We start from the raw sequence: 20,138 nt of genomic DNA on the forward strand, positions 1-20,138 counted from the left end.
TCCTCTACGCCGCCGCTGCCCTGGTCCTCATCAGGCGCATCGCTCGTTACGCATGAGATTCAAGACGGGCTCTCAGGAACTTCGGCCCATGTGGCTCCCGAGCGAAAGCGCCACATGATCCCGTTAAGCACACGCCGATCATCCACTCGGGCCACACCGCGTGGCTTGTTGGGCAACAACGGCTCGATAATCGCCCATTCCCGATCTGTCAGTTCATACCGCCGTCGTGCCATCAAACCCTCCAATTCTGGAGGCTCCTGAATCACGCAAACCAACAATCCTCAAGCTAATTTATGAGTTTACGGCCTAGATGTCTGGTTGCGACACATCATTGGCATAATATAGGATGTCGTCGACTTTGGCCATAAGATCGTCTGGCGCCGTGAGCTTGTAAAGAGGATTGGCGAGCGCGGGTGCCTGCGCGATCCGTTCCTCCACCTTCTGGCGTGGTGAGTTGCCTTGGAGCACGCGCTGTCGTCGTCGATTGTAGGCGCGGTTGAAGCCGGCCAGCAGGATTTCGAGATCCGCGTGGCCGGCGACGTTGATGCCCAGCACCTCGCTGGCGATGCGGCCGTTGAAGCGCTCGACCATGCCATTGGTCTGGGGTGTATAGGGTTTTGTCTTGCGATGACTGACCTTGATCTCGGCGCAAGTGCGTTCAAAATCGTCGGCGGTGAAGCAGGATCCCCGGTCGGTCAGGACATGGGTGATGCGGAAAGGGAATGCCTTCCTGGCGGCATTGAGAAAGGTGATAGCGTTGGCGGCATTCTCGGCGTCGTAGACGTCGAGATGGACGAACCGTGAGCAACGATCGATGGCCACATAGAGGAAGCGCTTGCGGATTTCACCGTCTCCGGTGCGCAGCTTGGGCAGATGTTTTACGTCGATATGGACGAAGCCCAGATCATAGTCCTTGAAGCGGCCTTGCCCTTTGCGCGGCTGCGTCGTGGGTTTGGGTGGGCGGCGGTTGAGACCCTCGGCCTTAAGCACCCGATAGATGCTGTCGCGATTGAGGTGTGGCAGGAAGTGCCGGAGCACGAAGGTGAGATCATCCAGGGCGAAGCCAGTCGACCTGCGCACAGCGCAGATGATGGCGCGCTCTTCCTCGGTCATGCACCAAGCCAGGCGCTTAGGCCGGCTTGAGCAATCCTGGACCGCCTGCTCGCCGCGTCTGCGCCACTTGCGGACGGTTTCGTCGCTGATGCCATTGCGCTTTGCGAGAACACTGGCGGGCTCGCTAGAACGAGCGATTTCCGCCCGCACAACAGGCGTGGTTCGGGCCTGGGGATGTATCTGCACCATCACGAAACCTCATCAGCAAAAGCGGCAAAGCGCCACGCGTGATCCGCGATAGCGCTACTTACCATGTCCCAATGATGTGTCGCAACCAGACAGCTAGCCCGCTCGCGTTCGAAGCCAAAGTGGCATAGTGAGATAGGTGACCGGCACAAAACCGTTACAAGTCCAGATGGTTGCTTCTCCTCATGGTTGTGGCCGCTCGATATGGACCACGTCTTACCATCTGCGAGGAGCAACCACCCCACCGACTCGGGGCTGAGCCCCAATCACCCCATCTGACCCGATTTAATTGCCTCTCTGCCGAAAAAGATGGCATAGGCCGAAGGTGGCAAAAAAAGACGCATATGGCCGTTGGGGGCAAAGGAGTGATCGGTGCCTGATAAGTTGAGCGATGGCGCTATGCCTACATCGCTCGGCCGCCACCGGCGGCACTTTCTTGATAGGCTTTACCGTGACCATGTAGGCAATCTAGTGGGTTGGTTGCGGCGGCACTATGGTGGTGGGCCGCCGTCGCCTGAAGATATTGCGCAAATAGCCTTCACCAAACTGGCCGCGCTTGAAGACATCCAACGGATCGAAAAAATCAAACCCTATCTCTATGCCACGGCGGTCAATGTGGCGCTCGACGAGATCAAATGGATTAAGCGTACTGACGCGTTTACGAATCATGAACTTCAACGCACCGGTCACGCCCTGGAAGAAATTACGCCCGATCGCGTCTATGAGGGAAGAGAGGAATTAACCCTGCTCTCCCAAGCCATGGAAAGGCTTTCGGACAAGCAACGCGAAATCATCAAGAGGAGCCGCTTTCTAGGCCAGACCTATGCCCGGATCTCGGCGGAAACAGGCTGGAGCAGCGCCGACATTTCACGGCAATTTAGCGCGGCCATGGTCGCCATCCAGGCAGCGGTCGCCAATGGATCGACGGAGGATAAATGAGCGATATAGCGAATATTCTTCCTTCCGGAGACGATGCCGGCGCGCCGCCGGATCAAGCTGTGCGCTGGTTGGCCTATTTATATTCGGGTGAGGCAACCAACGAAGGCAGAGCGAAATTCTCTTCCTGGCTGGATCACTCGACCATCAATGTCCTAGCCTATCGCAATCTGGAACAGATCTGGCGCGATATGATCTTCGCTGGCGTCCAGACCATTGTTTCGACTGAGGCGTGCGACGACGAACCCGCAAGCCACATCGTCGCGCTTGAAAGTCGCTCGAGCAGGCTTGCTTCCCTGTCCGGGCGGCGTGGCGCGATCGCGGCGATGATGGCGTTGGCCGCATCGCTGTTACTGGCGTTGGGGATCTGGCGTTTGGAATTTTTCGATACGCCCACCGTCCAAGCCTATCGAACGGCTGTTGGGGAAATTAGGACCATCTCGCTTTCTGACGGCACGCGGGTCACGCTAGCGGCGGACTCCGCGATCAGGGCAACATTTTCCAAGGGGCGTCGCGGGGTCGAACTTGTCGCAGGTCGGGCTTGGTTCGATGTCGCCTCCAACCCGGCAAAGCCGTTTACCGTCCTTGCAGCGGCGACGCATATTCAGGTGATCGGTACGCAGTTCGATGTCGATCGCGCTCCTGACGATGTGCGGGTGTCGGTGGCGAGGGGCGTCGTGAGCGTCGCACCGCTTGCTGACCCGGCAACGCGAAATGGCGGCGTCCTATTAATCGCGGGTCAGCGCGTCGTATCCGCTTTGGACGGGCGCATCGGTTCGATCGAGCGTTTCGATCCCGCCAATGCGGCGCTCTGGCGGACAGGGCTGCTTATATATCGTAATGCCCGACTGAGAGATGTGGTGGCGGAGGTGAACCGTTATCGCGTCGACAAGATCGTCCTGGCCGATGGAAGCCTCGGCGAAATGAGAATTACAATGGCAGTGCGCGCCGATCAGACCGCAACCCTGTTGTCCGGTCTCGAGGCGACGGCTCCGCTACAGATAGATCGCACCCCGATGGGCATCATGGTTCGACCCAAAAGATAGACGGAAGGAGAGGGTGGCCGTAAAGAAATATTGCATTTAATTAGTAGCTTGCAAAAAATTTTCGACAAACATGGAATATTTTCTAAGCGGCACAGTCCCTTCTCAGGGGACGCCCGCCTGGGTGGCCCTAATAATTGATAATATCAGGGGAGATCAGCGCATGCAGTCGAATCATGTGTCTCACAAAACTGTATCGGATCGTTGGAGTAATGGGCTGGCAAGCGCCTGTTCCGGGTTGGCGCTGACGCTGGGCATCGCGGCCGCTGCGTGCATCGTGCAACCAGCAGTGGCGCAGGCGGCATCGCAAACCATCTCGATCCCCGCCGGACCCTTAGACGTCGCACTGCTGGAACTGGCGAGCAGGACAGGTATCTCAGTGTTTGTCCCTCCCGCCCTCGCGGCAGGGAAAACCTCACCATCCATACGCGGCACGATGACGCCGGATCAGGCTCTGAACGGCTTGTTGCGGGGCAGTGGCCTTGTCTACAACCGTGGCAGCAATGGGGCCTATGTCATCCTGAGAGCGCAGCCGAAGAACATTACCTCTGCGTTTTTCCCTGCGGCGCCTCAGATGGTTCCCCAGTCCGCAGGAACCGCCGCGCGCGAGGCGCCCCCCTTGCCCGTTGACGACATCATAGTCACCGCACGCAAACGCGACGAAACGTCGATAGCGGTCCCCGTCGTATTGACGGCGGTTAGCGGTGCGGAACTCACGCGGCGCGGGATCAACAGCGCCGACGCGCTGTCCCAACTGGTGCCCGGTCTGACGATCGCCGGCGCTGGCGGCGGCGCCCAGGGCGGCACGATCGCGTTGCGTGGCGTGGCCGGTCCCGACACCAATCCGCTCGGCGACCAGGCGGTGTCCTTCAACATCGATGGCGTGCAGGTGGCGAAGTCGAGCGTTCGCCGCCTGGCGTTCATGGACCTTCAGCAGGTGGAGGTTCTCAAGGGACCCCAATCGCTGTTCTTCGGCAAAAACAGCCCCGGCGGCATCATTTCGCTGCGCACGGCCGACCCGACGCCAAATTTCCAGGCCAAGGCGTCGGTTGGTTATGAGTTCAACGCGCAGGAGTGGCGTGGAGAAGGTTTTGTGTCCGGTCCGCTGACGGACACGCTCGGCGCACGGCTCGCTGTCTACGGTTCGGATATGCGTGGCTGGGTCAAGAGCGTGGTGCCAGCGGACAGCATCAGTCCGCCCTTCCATCGATTCGGCCCCCGCAGTCGTGAATTCGATATGCGCGGAACATTGAAATTCGATCCGAGCGATGCGTTCAGCGCGCGCCTCAAAGTCTCGTACGGCACGGTCAAGGGTGCTGCCGCCAGCGGCAATGCGCAGGTTGTCAACTGTCCCACCGGAAGGTCGCAGCTCGCCGGCGTGGTCAGCGACTGCAAGGCCGACCGGCGGATAAATCGCACCGATAATGTCAGCACCGCCTTCACACCCTATGAACCCGCCTTCGGCGATGGCCATACCTATTCGAAGCAGCGCCAGATTCTGGTCGGGCTGGAACTCAACTACAAGCCTAGCGATGCGATCGACCTGACCTCGGTAACTGGCTTCTACCAGGCCAAATTCAGGAACGTCGATCAATTTGCGACATATCCGGTTGTTCCCATCGGGCAGTTCGGCAGTTTCGGCCTGCCGCAGTTTCCGTCTTTCCTGACCTATTATAACCGGGAGATTTCGCAGGAACTTCGCGCGAGCAGTAGCTTTGATGGGCCGCTGAATTTCACCGTCGGAGGCATCTACTCGGACACGCGCTCATCGATCTTCACCCACGCCATGTACAATATGAGCGACCCGCGAGAACTGGTCCATTCGTTCGCCGCTCAGGATGGCGTCGCCTATTCGGCGTTCGGCCAGGCCCGCCTGGACGTGACGCCGCAACTCGAACTGTCGGCGGGCGGACGTTATTCGCACGAGAAGAAGTCGCTTCCCGTCACGCTTGCGGATCTGACCCTTTCGCGCGTCAATCCGGTGGCTCCCTATGCAACACCGGTGCGCAAGGTTTCCTTCAACAATTTCTCGCCGGAACTTACGGCCACCTACCGGCCCACGGAGAGGCTGACCCTGTTCGGGTCGTTCAAGAAGGGTTTCCTGTCGGGCGGCTTCAATGGCAGCACGGCAACGCCCGGGCTGCCACTCAATTACGGCCCGCAGACGATCAAGGGCTTTGAAGCTGGAGTGAAAGCGGCCTTGTTCGCGGGCGCGCTGCGCACCAACCTGTCAGTCTACAACTATAAGGTCGGCGGCCTCCAGATCACAGCGTTCGAGAATGGCATCGGCACCATTCGAAACGCTGGCGGCGTGCGGACCAAGGGCATCGAGTTCGACATAAACTATCGCTCGCCGATCGAAGGGCTGACGCTCAGAGGCGCCATAAACTATAATCGCGCTCGCTATCTCAGCTATTTCGGACCCTGCTGGCGCGGACAGTCGCAGGGACAAGGCTGTAACTTCCGGGCGGTTGGCGGCGGCAACGCCCGCCCGATCCTGCCGGGCGAGACCGGCAACAACCAGAATTTGGCCGGGCAGCAACTCGTCAACGCGCCTGAATGGTCGGGAAATGCGGGCGCCAGCTACGAAACCCCGCTTGGCTCGGCGCTCAAGCTCGGCCTCTCTACCGACGTCACTTTCGCCAGCAGCGTGCCGACCGACGCCGCCATCAACCCGCTCCTGATCTCGCCCAAGCGTGCCCTGCTGGACGCCACCGCGAGGATCGGCGACGCCAAGGGCGCTTGGGAAGTGGCGCTGATCGGCCGCAACCTGACCCAGAAATATTATTGGGCCAGTGGCCAGCAGTTGCAGTTCACGGGATTGACGGCGTCCGGCACCCCAACCGCCTTCACCCCGGCTGACACATATGCCGTCCTCAATCGGGGTCGGGAAATCATGCTCCGGCTCACCGTCGCGTTCGGACAGTAATCAGCGACACGTAGCCGATGCGAGCACGCTTTTGCCATGGGAATGAGAGCATAGTATCAGGACCCCAATAAAAATAGCGGACCTTACAGCGGACCTTACAGAAGCGGGGTCAGTGATTTCGATTGGGGCACCCCGGAGGCCTTTTGTAGGATTGAAGGAAATTTCCATGGCAAAGCGCAAGACGGTTGCGATGTACGGGGCCTGGGTCGCTTGTGCGGCCATTTCCGCCGGATTGCTGTTTACCGGCGGTAAGGAACCGATGGCGAGCGCAGCCGGCGAAGCCGGGTCTGTCTTTCCCGATCCGGCTAAACAACCTTATTCGCCGCCCGTACGCTTCGCCAATGAGGATATGAACCTTTACTGGGGCAACACGCATCTTCACACCAACAATTCCATGGACGCCATCAGCTTGGGCGGGGCCACCACCACACCCGAAGAGGCTTTTCGATTTGCGATGGGTGAGCAGATCGTGGCCGCGAGCGGCGTGCCCGCCAAGCTCCGCCATCCCCTCGATTTTCTAGTCGTGTCCGATCATGGCGAATATCTGGGCGTACTGCCCAAACTCGCCAAGGCCGATAGCGCGAAGGTCGACTGGCAGCCGGGCCGGCAGTGGAGCGAATTCCTGCAGTCGGGCGATCCCAAGAAGCTGGCGGCCATTTACACGCAATTTCATGAAAAGGTCGCTATTCCTGCCCAATTTACCCAGTCGATATGGCAGGATGTTGCTAAGACCGCCGATCGCTTCAACAATCCCGGCCACTTCACCGCCTTTATCGGATATGAATGGTCGTCGACGCCCAATGGCGACAATCTGCATCGCAACGTGATCTTTCGCGACGGCGCGGCCAGGGCCACGCAGGTCGTGCCTTTCTCTGGCATCGACAGCACGGATCCGGAAAAGCTCTGGGCGTATCTGAGGGCCTATGAGATTAAAACCGGTGGTCAGGTGCTGGCGATCCCCCATAATGGCAATATTAGCAACGGGCGCATGTTCGCGCCCGAAACCTTTACCGGCCAGCCGCTGACCGCCGCCTATGCCCGCGAACGCGCGCGGTGGGAGCCGGTGGTCGAAGTTACCCAGATGAAGGGCACGAGCGAGGCGCATCCGACCCTGTCGCCGACCGACGAGTTCGCCGATTTCGAAATCTGGGATCTCGGCAATTTCACGCAGACGGCCAAGCAGCCCTGGATGCTGCCTTTTGAATATGCACGTCCGGCCCTGAAAGCAGGGCTGCAATTTGAGCAGAAACTGGGGGTGAACCCGTTCAAGTTCGGGATGGTCGGTGGCACCGACCAGCATAATGGCCTCACCACCACGAGCGAAGATAATTTCATCGGGCAGTGGCGCAATTCAGAGCCTTCACCTGATCGATACAGCCGCGCCATGGCGCCGGTGAAGAATGTCAGGGAAAACTGGCGTCTGGGTGCATCGGGCCTGACGGCGGTGTGGGCGAAGGAAAATACGCGCGAGGCGATCTTCGACGCCATGAAACGGCGCGAAGTCTATGCGACCACCGGTTCGCGGATACAGGTACGGGTGTTTGGCGGGTGGAATTTCGCGAAATCCGACGTCTTGCGGCCGGACTACGCGCATATCGGCTATGCAAAGGGTGTGCCGATGGGCGGCGACCTGACGCGTCAGGCGGGGGGCAAGGCCCCAAGCTTCATGATCGCGGCGGCCAAGGACCCCGACGACGCCAATCTCGACCGGGTTCAGGTCATCAAGGGCTGGCTCGATGCGAAGGGGGAGGCGCATGAGAAAATCTATGATGTCGCGCTGTCCGGCGGCCGCAAGGTCAATCCCAGGACCGGCAAGGCCCCGCCGGTAGGCAATACGGTCGATATCGCCAATGCGACTTTCACCAACAGCATCGGTGCGCCCGAACTGGCGACCGTTTGGACCGATCCGGCGTTCGACCCGAACCAGCGCGCCTTCTATTATGTGCGTGTGCTCGAAATCCCAAAGCCGCGCTGGACCGCCTATGACGCTCAGTTCTTCAAGGTGAAGATGCCTGCCAACATCCCCATGACGGTGCAGGATCGCGCCTTCAGCTCGCCCATCTGGTATAATCCCCGAAAGTGATGGCACAATGCACCCCAGTCAGTTCGGCGCATCGCGACAAATATGGCATATATCATTAACCGCTTGCGTCGCGAGCGGCTCGTCTGGTTGCTCTTTGCCGGGCTCATGTTCCCCGATGCTACCAGTCAAAGGTTTAGTCGAGTTTCATGACGGTGTTTAAGGGGATGGAGGGCAATCTGACGGCGACCTGTGCCAAGGTCGTTCCTGACGAGTTTTGGGCGCACTCATTTGTCGAACGGGCAGTTTGGGCTGTTGACGGGTCTGGTCGTTCGTCGGTTTGGACACGATGGGAAAGGATGACGAGGTGACGGGGACGCGCAAGATAGTGTCGAGGGGCGCAAAATGGGCGACTTTGGCGGCCGTGTCGGGCGGGCTTTTGCTTGTCGGTGGCAAGGCGTTGCTGGCCGAACCTGCGCAAACGATCTCCGGAACGGCGGCTGAGATACCCGGCGGTTCGGCTGCGCCGGCCTATTCTCCACCGGTGCGCTTTGCCAATGAAGACACCAATCTTTATTGGGGCGACACCCATCTCCACACCAATTACTCGGCTGACGCTTTTGGTTTCGGCAATACCACGGTTAGTCCGGCTGAAGCCTACCGGCTGGCAAGGGGCGAGGAAGTGGCCGGCACGAGTGGTCTGCACGTGAAGCTGCGCCGTCCGCTCGATTTCCTCGTGGTCGCCGATCACGCCGAATATATCGGCGTGTTCCCGCGGCTGGCCAAGGGCGGCAGCACCGAAGGCCCTTGGGAACAGGGCAAGCGCTGGAGCGATTTGCTCAAAGCCGGCGATGTCAAAACGGCGATGAACGAATTTTTCGGCATCCTTCGTGCGGGCGGGTCCAGTTCGCCGGAGCCTGCAGCGCTGGTGAAATCGATCTGGCAGGATGTCGTGAGGACCGCTGACCGGTTCAATGATCCGGGCCACTTCACGGCTCTCATCGGCTATGAATGGAGTTCCACGCCTGGGGGCGACAACCTGCACCGCAACGTCATTTTCCGGGATGGCGCCGACAAGGCCCTTCAGGTCGTGCCATTTTCGGCAATGGACAGCACGGACCCGGAGAAATTATGGGCCTATCTCAAGTCCTATGAGACAAAGACGGGCGGACAGGTCCTGGCCATTCCCCATAATGGCAATCTGAGCAACGGCCGCATGTTCACGCCGCAGACTTTTACGGGCCAGCCGTTCACCGCCTCTTATGCGCGCGAGCGAGCGCGGTGGGAGCCGGTCTATGAGGTCACGCAGACCAAGGGCACCAGCGAGACCCATCCGACCTTGTCCCCATCCGACGAATTTGCCGGTTTCGAACTGTGGGATACCACCAATGTTCAGGGTGCCGTCCGCAAGACGCCTGCGATGCTGCAATATGAATATGCGCGCAAGGCGTTGAAGGACGGACTGCTCCACGAGCAGAAGCTGGGCGCCAATCCGTTCAAGTTCGGCATGATCGGCAGCACCGATTCGCATATCGGCGTGTCGACCACGGCAGAGGATAATTTTTTCGGGAAATTGCCCAGTTCCGAGCCGTCTGCCCGCCGCTATGCTTTGCCCCTGGCGGAAACGAAGATAACGCAGTGGAACTGGCAGATCGGGGCATCGGGGCTTGCAGCGGTATGGGCAAAGGAAAATACCCGCGCATCGATATTCGACGCGATCCGGCGACGGGAAGTCTATGCGACCACGGGCTCGCGCATTCAATTGCGCGTATTTGGCGGGTGGCACTTCGCGAAGTCCGACGTACAGCGGCCCGACTATGTGCACCTCGGCTATGAAAAGGGCGTGCCGATGGGCGGCGACCTGACGCGCAGCCGTGGGGCCAGGGCGCCGATGTTCATGATCGCTGCGGCGAAGGACCCTGACGACGCCAATCTTGATCGCGCCCAGGTGATCAAGGGCTGGGTCGACGCCAAGGGTGTCACGCACGAGAAAATATACGACGTCGCTGTATCGGGCGGCCGCAGGGTCGATCCGAAGACCGGCAAGCTATCGGCAGTCGGCAGCACGGTGAATCTGGCCGACGCTTCTTACACCAACAGCATCGGCGCCGCCGCGCTGGCCACCGTATGGACCGATCCGGATTTCGACCCTGGCCAGCGCGCCTTCTACTATGTGCGCGTGCTCGAAATCCCCAAACCCCGCTGGACCGCCTATGACGCGGCCTTCTTCAAGGTGAAGATGCCCGCCAACATCCCGATGGTCGTGCAGGACCGAGCCTTCAGCTCACCCATCTGGTATACGCCTTGACCCACGGCGGCACGAGACTTTTGCGGATTGGGGCAGGTACAGAGGCATGAATAATATCGTCACGCGCGTCCGGCGCGAACCGCTTGTCTGGTTCCTGCTCGCGGGCCTTTCGCTTTTCTGCGTGCACGCGCTGGTCAGTCCGGGTGAGGACGTTGCCGCCTCGCGAGTGATCGAAGTAGACCGTGACAGGCTGCTGCAATTCATGCAGCTTCGCGCGCGGTCATTCAATGAACGGGGGGCCGGAAAATATCTGGACCAGATGTCGCCGCAGGAAGTCGCCGCCATGGTCAAGGACATGGTCCGCGAAGAGGCGATGTATCGCGAAGGATTGCGCCTGGGCCTCGACAAGAATGATTATGTGATGCGGCGGCGGCTGGTCCAGTCGTTGGAATATCTGGCCGAAGGATCACCGGCGCAGGACGATCCGCCAGACGAAGCCAAGTTGAAACGCTATTATGAATCGCATCGCGATCATTATGTCGACGCGCCGTCGATCAGTTTCTCTCATATCTTCTTCAGCGCCGATGTGCATGGATGGGAGGGCGCGCAAAGGCTGGCGACCGATGCGCTGGCCAAGCTGAACGCGGGCGGCAACCAGACGCGCAATCACCCCGGCGATCGCTTCCTCTACCTCAATGATTATATCGAACGCACCCCCGAGATCATCGAGAGCCATTTCGGTCAGGACTTTGCGGAGAGATTGCTCGCAATGGCGCCGCAGGGCGGACGCTGGCAGGGGCCGCTGCGCTCGAAATACGGCTTTCATCTCGTGCGGATCGCAAGCAAGGATGCCGGCCGTCTCCTGCCTTTCGAACAGGTGCGGGCAATCGTCGCCGAGGATGCGGCGAAGGACGCCATGGCCGCCCGCCGCGAAGCCTTTGCCGATGGCCTGATTGCCCAGTTCAAGGTGGATATCGACAGCGACCTGCAAAAGCGCATGGCCAAATGAGCTGGCCCCGCCTGCTATTAGCCCTTTTGTGTTTTTTGGCGGGGATTTTGCCGGCCGGTGCCCATGATGCGTTCCCGCTACTGATCAACATACGGCAGACGGGCGGCGCGCTCTATTCCGTGGATCTCCGGTTGCCGCCTTCTTTCCCCGACCGTTTCGCGCCCAGCGTGCGGATCGACCAGCGGTGCAAGCGCATCGCCGGTCGGGAAGATCATGGAACCGATCTGTACCAGTGTCCGCATGGGCTGGGCGGCGACGTGCGGCTGGTCTATCCCGGTTCGGCGCCATCGGTGCCGGGACTCGTCCGGATCATCTGGGCGTCGGGCGAAGCCCGGTCCCTGTTGCTCAAGCCCGGCGAAACCAGCGTCACGTTGCCGCAGCCGGAAAGCACGGCCGGGATCGCGAGCCAGTATCTTCGTCTGGGTATCGAACATATATTGATGGGCTATGACCATCTGCTGTTCCTGGTCTGCCTGCTGTGGCTGGCCGGCGGCTTGCGGCGCATCCTGCTGACGATCACCGGCTTCACGCTGGCGCATTCGGTGACGCTGGCGCTTTCGGCGCTGGGATGGGTCGAGGTGGCGGTGCCGCCGGTGGAAGCGGCGATCGCGCTGAGCATCGTCTTTCTGGCCGTGGAAATCTATAACGGGCCGCGCGATACGCTGAGTTGGCGTTATCCCATCGCCGTATCGAGCAGCTTCGGCCTGCTCCATGGCTTTGGCTTTGCCGCGGTGCTGGGGCAGATTGGCCTGCCCCAGACCGAACTCGTCACCGGGCTGCTGTTTTTCAATCTGGGCGTCGAGATCGGCCAGTTGATCTTCGTGATCGCCGCGATCGCGCTGTACCTGATCCTGCGCAAAGCCTCGGCGTATCTGCGTCTGCGGGCCGATGCGCCGGTCATCGTGCGCCATGCCAGCGCGGCGATCGTCGGAACGCTCGCCTCCTACTGGCTGGCCGAACGCACGGTCGCCCTGTTCGGCTGATCCTGCAGGATCGCGCAAGAATGACAAGCCGCGCGCCGACACGCGCCGCGCAGAGGCAACGAACTCCCGGAGCATGCGATCGATGAAGCCATCCCAAGGGCGCCCTATCCTGGGTCGTCATATTTCGACACTCGCCGGGATCATGATTCTGGCCGCTTCTCCCCTGGCCGCGGCACAGGATCAGGTGCGGGACGACGATCATGACATCATCGTCTAGGGCCGTTCCCTTCCCCAGATCGGCTCCGCGATCTCCGGATCGCAAGGCGTCGTTGGCTATCGTGATTTCGAGGACAAGCCCTTGTCCCGCGTCGGCGAACTGGTCGAAAATGTGCCCGGTGTGATCGCCACCCAGCATAGCGGCACTGGCAAGGCGAACCAATATTTCCTGCGCGGCTTCAATCTGGATCATGGCACCGATTTCGCCGCGTTCGTGGACGGCGTGCCCGTCAATATGCGCAGCCACGGCCATGGGCAGGGCTATCTCGATCTCAACTTCCTGATCCCGGAACTGGTCGAACGGATCGATTATCGCAAAGGCCCCTATTTTGCCGATGTCGGCGACTTTTCGGCGGCCGGCACGGTGATGTTCAAGACGATGGACAGGCTTCAAAGACCGGTCGCTGTAAGGGCCTGCGCTAACGGATCACTAAGGTTCGCCCCGCCTGCCCAATTGGCGGCGGACGACACGGCGTTGATTGCGATCGGGCGGGGCGCGACCTTGGGCGGGTCACTGATCCGGCTCGTGAAGCGCTTCGAGCGGAAATACTCGATCTTGGGGGCCCTGACGGGGCGGAATGCCGCCGCGCATCAACAGAAGGTCGCCCTTGGGCATCTGCATCAGTTCCTGGGGCATCATCAGCGCGCGCCGCTGGTCTGATTCCGATACGCTGCGGTTGGCGAGCAGGCCAGGAATTGTCCGGCTTTTCGATTTGACGTTCATCGTGAAAAAGCCGAGCCGCTCGGACAGTTCGTTGGCGACCTTCAGCTCCTTGGGTGTGAATACGATCTCCAGCCCGCAGTTGGCAATGATCTCGTCGGTGACGTCCACGCCATAGATACCGTGGGGCTGGGACCGGCTCTGGATGACTAGCAACAGGCGAAGCCCGTAGCCTGCAACGTAGGAAAAAGCCGACGCGATGACCGGTGCCTTGCCGAGGCGGGCGAACTCATCGAGCAAAATGAGCACCGGCACGTGGCCACCATTGTCAGGCAGTTCTGGACTTGTACCGGTTTTGTGCCGGTCACTTGCGATTTTAAGGTTCGTTCAAGGAGACCGACGAGATGATCAAGCATAGTGAAGAGTTCAAGCAGGAGGCGGTGCGCATTGCGCTGACCAGCAGGTTGCCGCGCAAACGGGTTGCGTCGGATTTGGGGATTGGCAAGTCGACCCAGAACAAATGAGTGTCGCACTATCGTCCGTCAGACCTGGTATCCGCGACCGCAGGCTGATCTTGCGCGGGAGAATGAACGGCTTCGCCTGGAGAACCGTGTGCTCCGGGAGGACAGGGACGTTCTAAAAAACGATCCCCAGCAGAGCCCGCCTGTGCGCGGTAGAAACGGGTGGGCGCCAACCATTCTCCCCCAAATAGGGCTGGGCGTTAGCGTTCGGCTAAAAAAAAGGACGTTCGTTCTATTGACAGATTGGACAGTCAGGTGGATGGTAAAGCGCAATGGAGCCTGCGGTCATGCGGCCCGATGGAAAGGGGTGTGAGCAGGGCTGCTGGAACAGGTGATCTTCCTGTCGATAGCAATTCGGTATGTCGCTTCCATAAACATATGGCTCATTTGGCCATGCTCGATCGTCCGTCGGGCGGATGGCGCTGGTCAACTGTGTAACGAGGATAATTGCATGAACCCGTTGGATCGCCTGCTGGCTATTGAAGGGGTCAGGCAGTGCAAGGCCAAATATGCCTATTGCGTCGACACCAAGGACTGGGACGGCTTTGGCTCGCTGTTCACCGATGATGCCGTGTTCGACGAAACTGATGCGATGACCGCGCGCCACCCAAAAACGGGCGAGTGGGTTCGGACGGGGAGCGAATTCAGCCTAGAACTTCTCCAGTCCGTGGAAAATGGAATTGCCTGGCCTGTCATAGGAGCAAAGAACATTGCCGAAGTTGCCCGGGCAATGGCCGAGTATAACGTTCTTGTTCACAAGCTCTTCAATCCCACGATCGAAATTCTGACCGAATCGACGGCGAAAGCGATATGGCCTTTCGAGGACGAAGTGTATTTCTCGGAAGGCCAGCCGATGAGATACATGAATGGTATGGGCCATTATCATGAAACATACGAGAAGTATGGTGATTACTGGCTCATAAAGTCGATGAAGTTAAGCAGAACGCTGGTGAGGGCTCGCTAAATAACATTATTGTTTCTAGGAGGATTTCATACCGCTTCTGCGCAGTTTGCCATAATCGTGATGAGACAAACTGAAGAATAGAATAAAGAGAGGATATAATGAATAAATTGGGACCTATTGCCATTGCGCTTGGAGGCCTGCTCAGTTCGGCGAGCTACGCCCAGGCGCCGGCAGCGACGGATAGCGCGACTAGTAGCGGCGCGGCCGACATCGTCGTCACGGCGCAACGCCGGTCGGAAAGATTGCAGGACACGCCGATCGCGGTGACTGCGGTTACGGCCGAAAGCGTGCAGAAGCTGGGCCTTTCCAAGATTTCCGATATCGCATCGGTGACGCCTGGCGCAAACTTCACCGTCAGCGCCGGGTTCTTTTCACCCAATATTCGCGGTCTTGGTGTAGCTTTCACGGCGGCAGGCCTGGAAAGTCCGGTCGCGATTTATGAAGATGGCGCCTATCTGACGAACACCATCACTGCGAACGAATTCCTCGACAATTTCGATATCGGCAGCATTCAGGTCCTGCGCGGCCCGCAGGGCACGCTGTACGGTCGCAATGCGTCAGGCGGCGTTATCATCATCAGCAGCGCCGATCCGACGGATAAGCTGGAGGGCCGGGTGCGTGGAGAAGTCGGCAACATCGATCACCAGCAGCTGAACGCCATGATCAACCTGCCGCTTGGCCAGGATCTCGCCCTGCGCGTCTCCGGCGGCTACAAGCATAATGGCGGTTTCATCCGTAACGTGTTCACGGGTGAGAAGAACGGTTGGGAAAAAAATTACAGCGTAAGGGCAAAGCTGCGCTGGAACCAGGGAACTGCCGATATCGTGCTCGGAGGCGAATATTACGACCTCCGCAATACCCTTACGAAAACGAGCACAATCGGCCGCTACGACGAAAGCTGTCTGGGCTGTGTCGTTGCCCCCCCCGGCACGATCGATCCCACGATCGGGTTCTATGAGCAGCAGAATCAATCCTTCACGCGGCCTACCCACACCAAATTTTATGGTGCCACGCTCAAGATGAGCTTTGACTTCGACAGCTTCCAGCTGTCGAGCACCACAACATATCGCCGCCAAAAGACGGTCCATAACGCCGGCGACTCCGATAACACGCCATTGCCGTTGTTCGAATATGTCGGCGCGGATGTCGGAGGACAGACGTTTTCGCAGGACCTTCAGGTGGCGTCATCGCTGGGCGGCCGGTTCGAATATCTGTTCGGCGTCAGCTATCTGCGCGACAAGCGTCATTTCCGGGCAGCTTTTCTAAGCGGCAATCTCCGCGACGACAGCACCCCCGTTGGCTTCCTGAACTCCGGTGACACAAGCTCTTATGCAGCTTTCCTGGAAGGCTATTATAAGCTCACCAACGAACTCAAAGTCACCGTTGGTGGTCGTTACACCTATGACGAGCGCGGCATGAAGGGCGCGGCGTTTGGGGCTCCATGGGGCGTCGATCTGCGTGTAGCGCAGCGTGCGTTCACGCCGCGGTTCGTGCTGGCGTGGGACAATGGTCCGACCAACATATATTACAGCTATACGCGCGGCTTTAAGGCGGGCGGCTACCCCGATTCCCAGACTTCGCCGCCAGCGGTCGTTCTGCCTGAAAAGATCGCCAGCCATGAAATAGGCATCAAACAGTCTATGCTGGACAATAAGCTGCGCCTGAATGCAGCCGCCTTCTATTTCAAAAACAAGGGCTTGCAGGCACAGACGATACGGGACGTCACCCAGGGCGGCACCACCACCTCGAATGCTGACCTGGAAAATTACGGCGTCGAAGTCGAGGCCCAGATCATTCCGATGGAAGGTCTGAATTTGGGGCTCACCGGCGCATGGCAACATCCGCGATACAAGCCCTTCAACGGCGTTATTGGTCTGGCTTGCTATGTTCCCGGCACCCCCGGCATGGTGCCGTGCGACCCGGCGGTGACGAACCTCACCGGCACGGCGCCGCCGCAGTCTCCGACATGGGCAGGATCGTTCAGCGCCAATTACGAATTTAATGTTGGCGAATGGTCGGCGTCGCTTTCAGGTCTGGCAACTTATCGTTCCTCGATCGACTACCAGCCCGGCGCTGGCGGCAATCTGAAATATGATCGGGACGGGAAGCTGTTTCTAGCGAATGCTTCGGGTTATGTCAGCCCTCCTGGCATGAACCTCCGCGTTGGTTTCTACGTCAACAATCTGTTCGACAAGAAATATGTCACGCGTCGGCAAACGCTCGTGCCTTTCGGAACCGGCTATAACGCCGGCATGCCGCGGACCTATGGCCTGCGCATGGAATATTCTTTCTAATGAATTGCCTTGGCGATTGCCGTCTCAATGCCCTGTGGATATCTGATGTCTCGATATCCACAGGGCACAGGGATGTACGGCGCGCCCGGACCCGAGTGCTTTCAAGGCAGTTGGAATTATTTCGTGGCAGGGAAATGTAGAAATAGAAGGCGAATAGAGGATAATCCGCTCTCTTCTGCGGCGCTATAAGAAGCAACGTAAGAATAAAAATGAGCCGAATTTGGAGTTTCGGTTGGATGTATCCATGGACTATTTGGCAATGAATAAATTTAATATTTTTCTTATTTATGTCGCGCCCTCGACGATGTTATGACGATTTCGGATAATAATAGTATTCTACTCGGATCTTGACGCTGCTAATTCGTAGATATCTCGGTCCGTCCATGATTATATCCAGGCACAGATGACGTGCTATTGCCGGTTTCAATATGCAAGCGATGGGAATCAGGATCATGAAGATAGCAATACTGGGCACTGGCAATATCGGAAAGACGATCGCCCGCGAACTGACCAAAGCCGGCCATGCCCTCACGGTCGCGAACTCGCGTGGCCCCGAGACGATTGATGCGGAGATACTTGCCTCCGGCGCCCGGGCGGCGACGGCTGAGGACGCCGTCCGGGGCGCGGAAGTTATCATTCTCTCTATTCCTTTTCAGCGCCTTTCGACGGTCAGGCCCGTTCTCGCAGGCGTGCCGGAAGAAACGGTGGTCATCGACACCTCCAACTATTATCCGGCGCGTGACGGCGCGATCGACGCGATCGAGGCGGGACAGGTCGAAAGCCTTTGGGTAGCGGAGCAGTTGGGCCGGCCGGTCGCCAAGGCGTGGAACGCGATTGGTGCGCGCTCCTTTGGCGAATATGGCAAGGCCCCGGGCAGTCCCGACCGCATCGCTATTCCCGTCGCGGCTGATCGGCCGGGCGATAAAGACGTGGCGATGCGTCTTGTCGACGAAACCGGGTTCGATCCATTCGACGCAGGATCGATCGCAGACTCCTGGCGGCAGCAGCCGGGATCGCCCGTCTATTGCACCGATCTCAGGAAAGAACAAATGGCCGTCGCCTTGCCTACAGCCGAAAAAGCGCGTCTTCCCGTTCGTCGCGAATTAGTTGCCGCAGTGGCGCACGAACGCGTTGGCGACGCGAAAAGCAATCCCGACACTGATTTCCTGGTCCCGCTGAATCGCGCTGTCTTCATGTAGGACCGTGGGCGAACTGCTGATCTGCCATGTCAGGACGGCAGATTCCCCATAACTTCACCGTCGGTCGCGCGGTAGGACTGGGGCGTGCGCAGGGTGCGTTTTGGGAAAATCATATCTAGCTGTTGGCTCTAGAGCAGCATCGCAAGCCTGTGAGTTTACGTAGCCGCCGAACATCGAGAGGATTCCGATGCATACACGAACAGTCCGCCCATTCTCGTTATGGAGAGTGGTGCTGCCGTGCTTTCTCGTGCAAACTCTCGCTGCCGGCTTTGCCTTCGGATCATTCGGGCCTTTACTAGCCAGTACCGAACAGCATTTCGGCGTGACTCGCGCCGTCGCGGCAACGGGAATGAGCCTCATCATGCTGGCAGTAGGCGGCCTGTCTCCCTTTTTGGGAGGGTTGTTGCAAAAAGTCCCTGTGCGCAGCGCGATGATCGGCGGCGCGGTACTTAGCGCCCTTGGCTATCTTGGCCTTGCCCTGCTTCCCTCTTTCGGTCTCGCCCTCATCGCGTTTGGCCTGATTGGCACGGGCGTAAGCCTTCTGGCGATATTGGGCCCGCTGACACTGATCAGCCGGTGGTTCACCTCCGGCCAGGGCAAGGTTCTCAGCATCGTAAATCTGCCGATCGCCCTGTTTCTGACGCCTTTCATCGTCGGTGAGCTTCTTCCGCTGTATGGGCGGCTTGCGATTCTCGGGGGGATCGCGACCATTTTCCTCCTTTTGATCCCCGTTCTGTTGCTGATCGTGGAAAGCCCGGAACGAATGGGGCATGTCGCTCCTGGGGCGAATACGGATACGGAAGGCGGCCCCGCCCAGGATGCTGTCACGGATCGGCCGCTATCGACGCGCGAAATTCTGGCGAGTCCACCTTTCTGGTTGGTGTCGATCGTGATCGGCGTGATATCAGGATCCGGCACGGCGTTCCTCGTCCATATCGTTCCTTTCGGCATGGAGCGGGATTTGTCCCTGCAGGCAGCGTCGGGCCTGCTTTCCGTCTATGCTGGCGCGGGAATTGTCGGTACTTTGCTTATGGGCTGGATAGCCGATCGCATCGGCCCTCCCGCCACCATCGCGCTCACGACGTTAAGCGAGGCGCTGTTATGGTGGGGACTATTGCAGGTTGCAGGCTTGCCATTATTCGCGCTCGCGGCGCTGATGGGAATATGCGTAGTTCCGGTCACGACACTGCACGGTGCCGCGCTCAGCAGGCTGGTCGGGGCTGCGAGTGTCAGCCGCGCGATGGGGATCAGTTATGCGATCGTCCTGCCTTTCATTTTCAGCTTTGCGCCGCTGGTCGGCTTCCTGTTCGATCACGCCGATGGATACCGGCTGCCCTTCCTGATGACCGCGAGCGTGGTCGCCGTCGCCAGCCTTTCCTCTGGGCTGATGATCTTCGTAGGACGCAAGCAAAAGTCGTCGATCGCGACGGCGGCTTAAACACAGGATTCCCGTCTGCAGGAATATCGGCGTTTGCCGGTCGGCCAGAGGCGGTCGCCGGGAGAAGGTTTGAGGAAAAGGGCAAACGCCGGCGTGATTTTGCGGGACGAGCGCTCAGTGGCGCGCACGTCTGCAGACCGGAGAAATCTAAATTCCGGATGAAATGCGATCAAGGCTTCCTATCGCTGCCGGTTCGATGTTTCGGATAGTGTCCATTACTGGCCCAAACATCGCCTCAAGCTTTTCTGCCGGATCGGCGCTCAGCGGCATGACGGTGATCGCGTTAACGCCGACAGCAGCGTGTGCATGGCGGTGACAAACCAGGCCAATGGAGCGCCGGCGTTTTGCTGAGCGCGGCGGTGTAAAAACCGGCCATTG

Annotated in this window: 13 protein-coding genes and 4 pseudogenes; 13 read left to right on the forward strand and 4 right to left on the reverse strand. The window is 59.2% G+C overall.

What is annotated here, in order from left to right:
- Positions 1-71 precede the first annotated feature (71 nt).
- Together AAC640_RS17285 and AAC640_RS17290 are read right to left on the reverse strand one after the other, a co-directional pair.
- A pseudogene (locus tag AAC640_RS17285) lies at positions 72-233 on the reverse strand (transposase); the annotation flags it as partial.
- Between the two features lie 73 nt (positions 234-306).
- Complete coding sequence (locus AAC640_RS17290; RefSeq protein ID WP_340268525.1) at positions 307-1,302, reverse strand: IS481 family transposase; 996 nt, start codon at positions 1,300-1,302, stop codon at positions 307-309.
- Between the two features lie 369 nt (positions 1,303-1,671).
- Here AAC640_RS17290 and AAC640_RS17295 point away from each other — a divergent pair, with 369 nt between their 5' ends.
- The 8 genes and pseudogenes from AAC640_RS17295 to AAC640_RS17330 all read left to right on the forward strand — a co-directional run.
- On the forward strand, positions 1,672-2,238 hold the full coding sequence (locus AAC640_RS17295; RefSeq protein ID WP_340268526.1) for an RNA polymerase sigma factor: 567 nt from the start codon (positions 1,672-1,674) through the stop codon (positions 2,236-2,238).
- On the forward strand, positions 2,235-3,281 hold the full coding sequence (locus AAC640_RS17300) for a FecR family protein (protein WP_340268528.1): 1,047 nt from the start codon (positions 2,235-2,237) through the stop codon (positions 3,279-3,281). Before AAC640_RS17295 ends, AAC640_RS17300 begins: the two co-directional genes overlap by 4 nt.
- Before the next feature lie 175 nt (positions 3,282-3,456).
- Positions 3,457-6,207 (forward strand): TonB-dependent receptor, encoded by a 2,751-nt coding sequence (locus tag AAC640_RS17305; RefSeq protein WP_340268530.1) that lies wholly within the window; start codon positions 3,457-3,459, stop codon positions 6,205-6,207.
- A 166-nt stretch (positions 6,208-6,373) separates the two neighbouring features.
- Positions 6,374-8,290, forward strand: coding sequence for a DUF3604 domain-containing protein (locus AAC640_RS17310; RefSeq protein ID WP_340268532.1), 1,917 nt, complete (start codon positions 6,374-6,376; stop codon positions 8,288-8,290).
- 286 nt (positions 8,291-8,576) lie between these two features.
- Positions 8,577-10,535 carry a DUF3604 domain-containing protein gene (locus AAC640_RS17315; RefSeq protein ID WP_340268534.1) on the forward strand — a complete coding sequence of 653 codons (1,959 nt, stop codon included), beginning with the start codon at positions 8,577-8,579 and terminating at the stop codon, positions 10,533-10,535.
- Positions 10,536-10,581: 46 nt separating this feature from the next.
- The gene (locus AAC640_RS17320; protein WP_340268536.1) at positions 10,582-11,484 is read left to right on the forward strand and encodes a peptidyl-prolyl cis-trans isomerase; all 903 of its coding nucleotides are present in this window, start codon (positions 10,582-10,584) and stop codon (positions 11,482-11,484) included.
- Positions 11,481-12,467, forward strand: a complete 987-nt coding sequence (locus tag AAC640_RS17325; protein WP_340268538.1) for a HupE/UreJ family protein — start codon at positions 11,481-11,483, stop codon at positions 12,465-12,467. The genes AAC640_RS17320 and AAC640_RS17325 overlap by 4 nt, the downstream gene beginning before the upstream one ends.
- Before the next feature lie 247 nt (positions 12,468-12,714).
- Positions 12,715-13,035: pseudogene (locus AAC640_RS17330) on the forward strand (TonB-dependent receptor plug domain-containing protein); the annotation flags it as partial.
- Positions 13,036-13,079: 44 nt separating this feature from the next.
- Here AAC640_RS17330 and AAC640_RS17335 read toward each other — a convergent pair.
- A pseudogene (locus AAC640_RS17335) lies at positions 13,080-13,683 on the reverse strand (type IV secretory system conjugative DNA transfer family protein); the annotation flags it as partial.
- Positions 13,684-13,748: 65 nt separating this feature from the next.
- Between AAC640_RS17335 and AAC640_RS17340 the strand changes: the two are divergent.
- The 5 genes and pseudogenes from AAC640_RS17340 to AAC640_RS17360 all read left to right on the forward strand — a co-directional run.
- A pseudogene (locus tag AAC640_RS17340) lies at positions 13,749-13,986 on the forward strand (transposase); the annotation flags it as partial.
- Positions 13,987-14,316: 330 nt separating this feature from the next.
- Positions 14,317-14,829, forward strand: coding sequence for a nuclear transport factor 2 family protein (locus AAC640_RS17345; RefSeq protein ID WP_340268540.1), 513 nt, complete (start codon positions 14,317-14,319; stop codon positions 14,827-14,829).
- A 98-nt stretch (positions 14,830-14,927) separates the two neighbouring features.
- Positions 14,928-17,123, forward strand: coding sequence for a TonB-dependent receptor (locus tag AAC640_RS17350; protein ID WP_340268542.1), 2,196 nt, complete (start codon positions 14,928-14,930; stop codon positions 17,121-17,123).
- Positions 17,124-17,560: 437 nt separating this feature from the next.
- Positions 17,561-18,322 (forward strand): NADPH-dependent F420 reductase, encoded by a 762-nt coding sequence (locus AAC640_RS17355; protein WP_340268544.1) that lies wholly within the window; start codon positions 17,561-17,563, stop codon positions 18,320-18,322.
- Positions 18,323-18,509: 187 nt separating this feature from the next.
- Entirely contained in the window at positions 18,510-19,760 is a 1,251-nt protein-coding gene (locus AAC640_RS17360) for an MFS transporter (RefSeq protein WP_340268546.1), read from the forward strand.
- A gap of 147 nt (positions 19,761-19,907) precedes the next feature.
- On the opposite strand, the gene AAC640_RS17365 is transcribed toward AAC640_RS17360, so the two are convergent.
- Positions 19,908-20,138, reverse strand: a 231-nt coding sequence (locus tag AAC640_RS17365) for a hypothetical protein (RefSeq protein ID WP_340268548.1), incomplete at its 5' end; no start/stop codon positions are given.

It is taken from the genome of Sphingobium mellinum (assembly GCF_037860795.1).
In the GTDB taxonomy this organism is placed as follows: Bacteria; Pseudomonadota; Alphaproteobacteria; order Sphingomonadales; family Sphingomonadaceae; genus Sphingobium; species Sphingobium mellinum.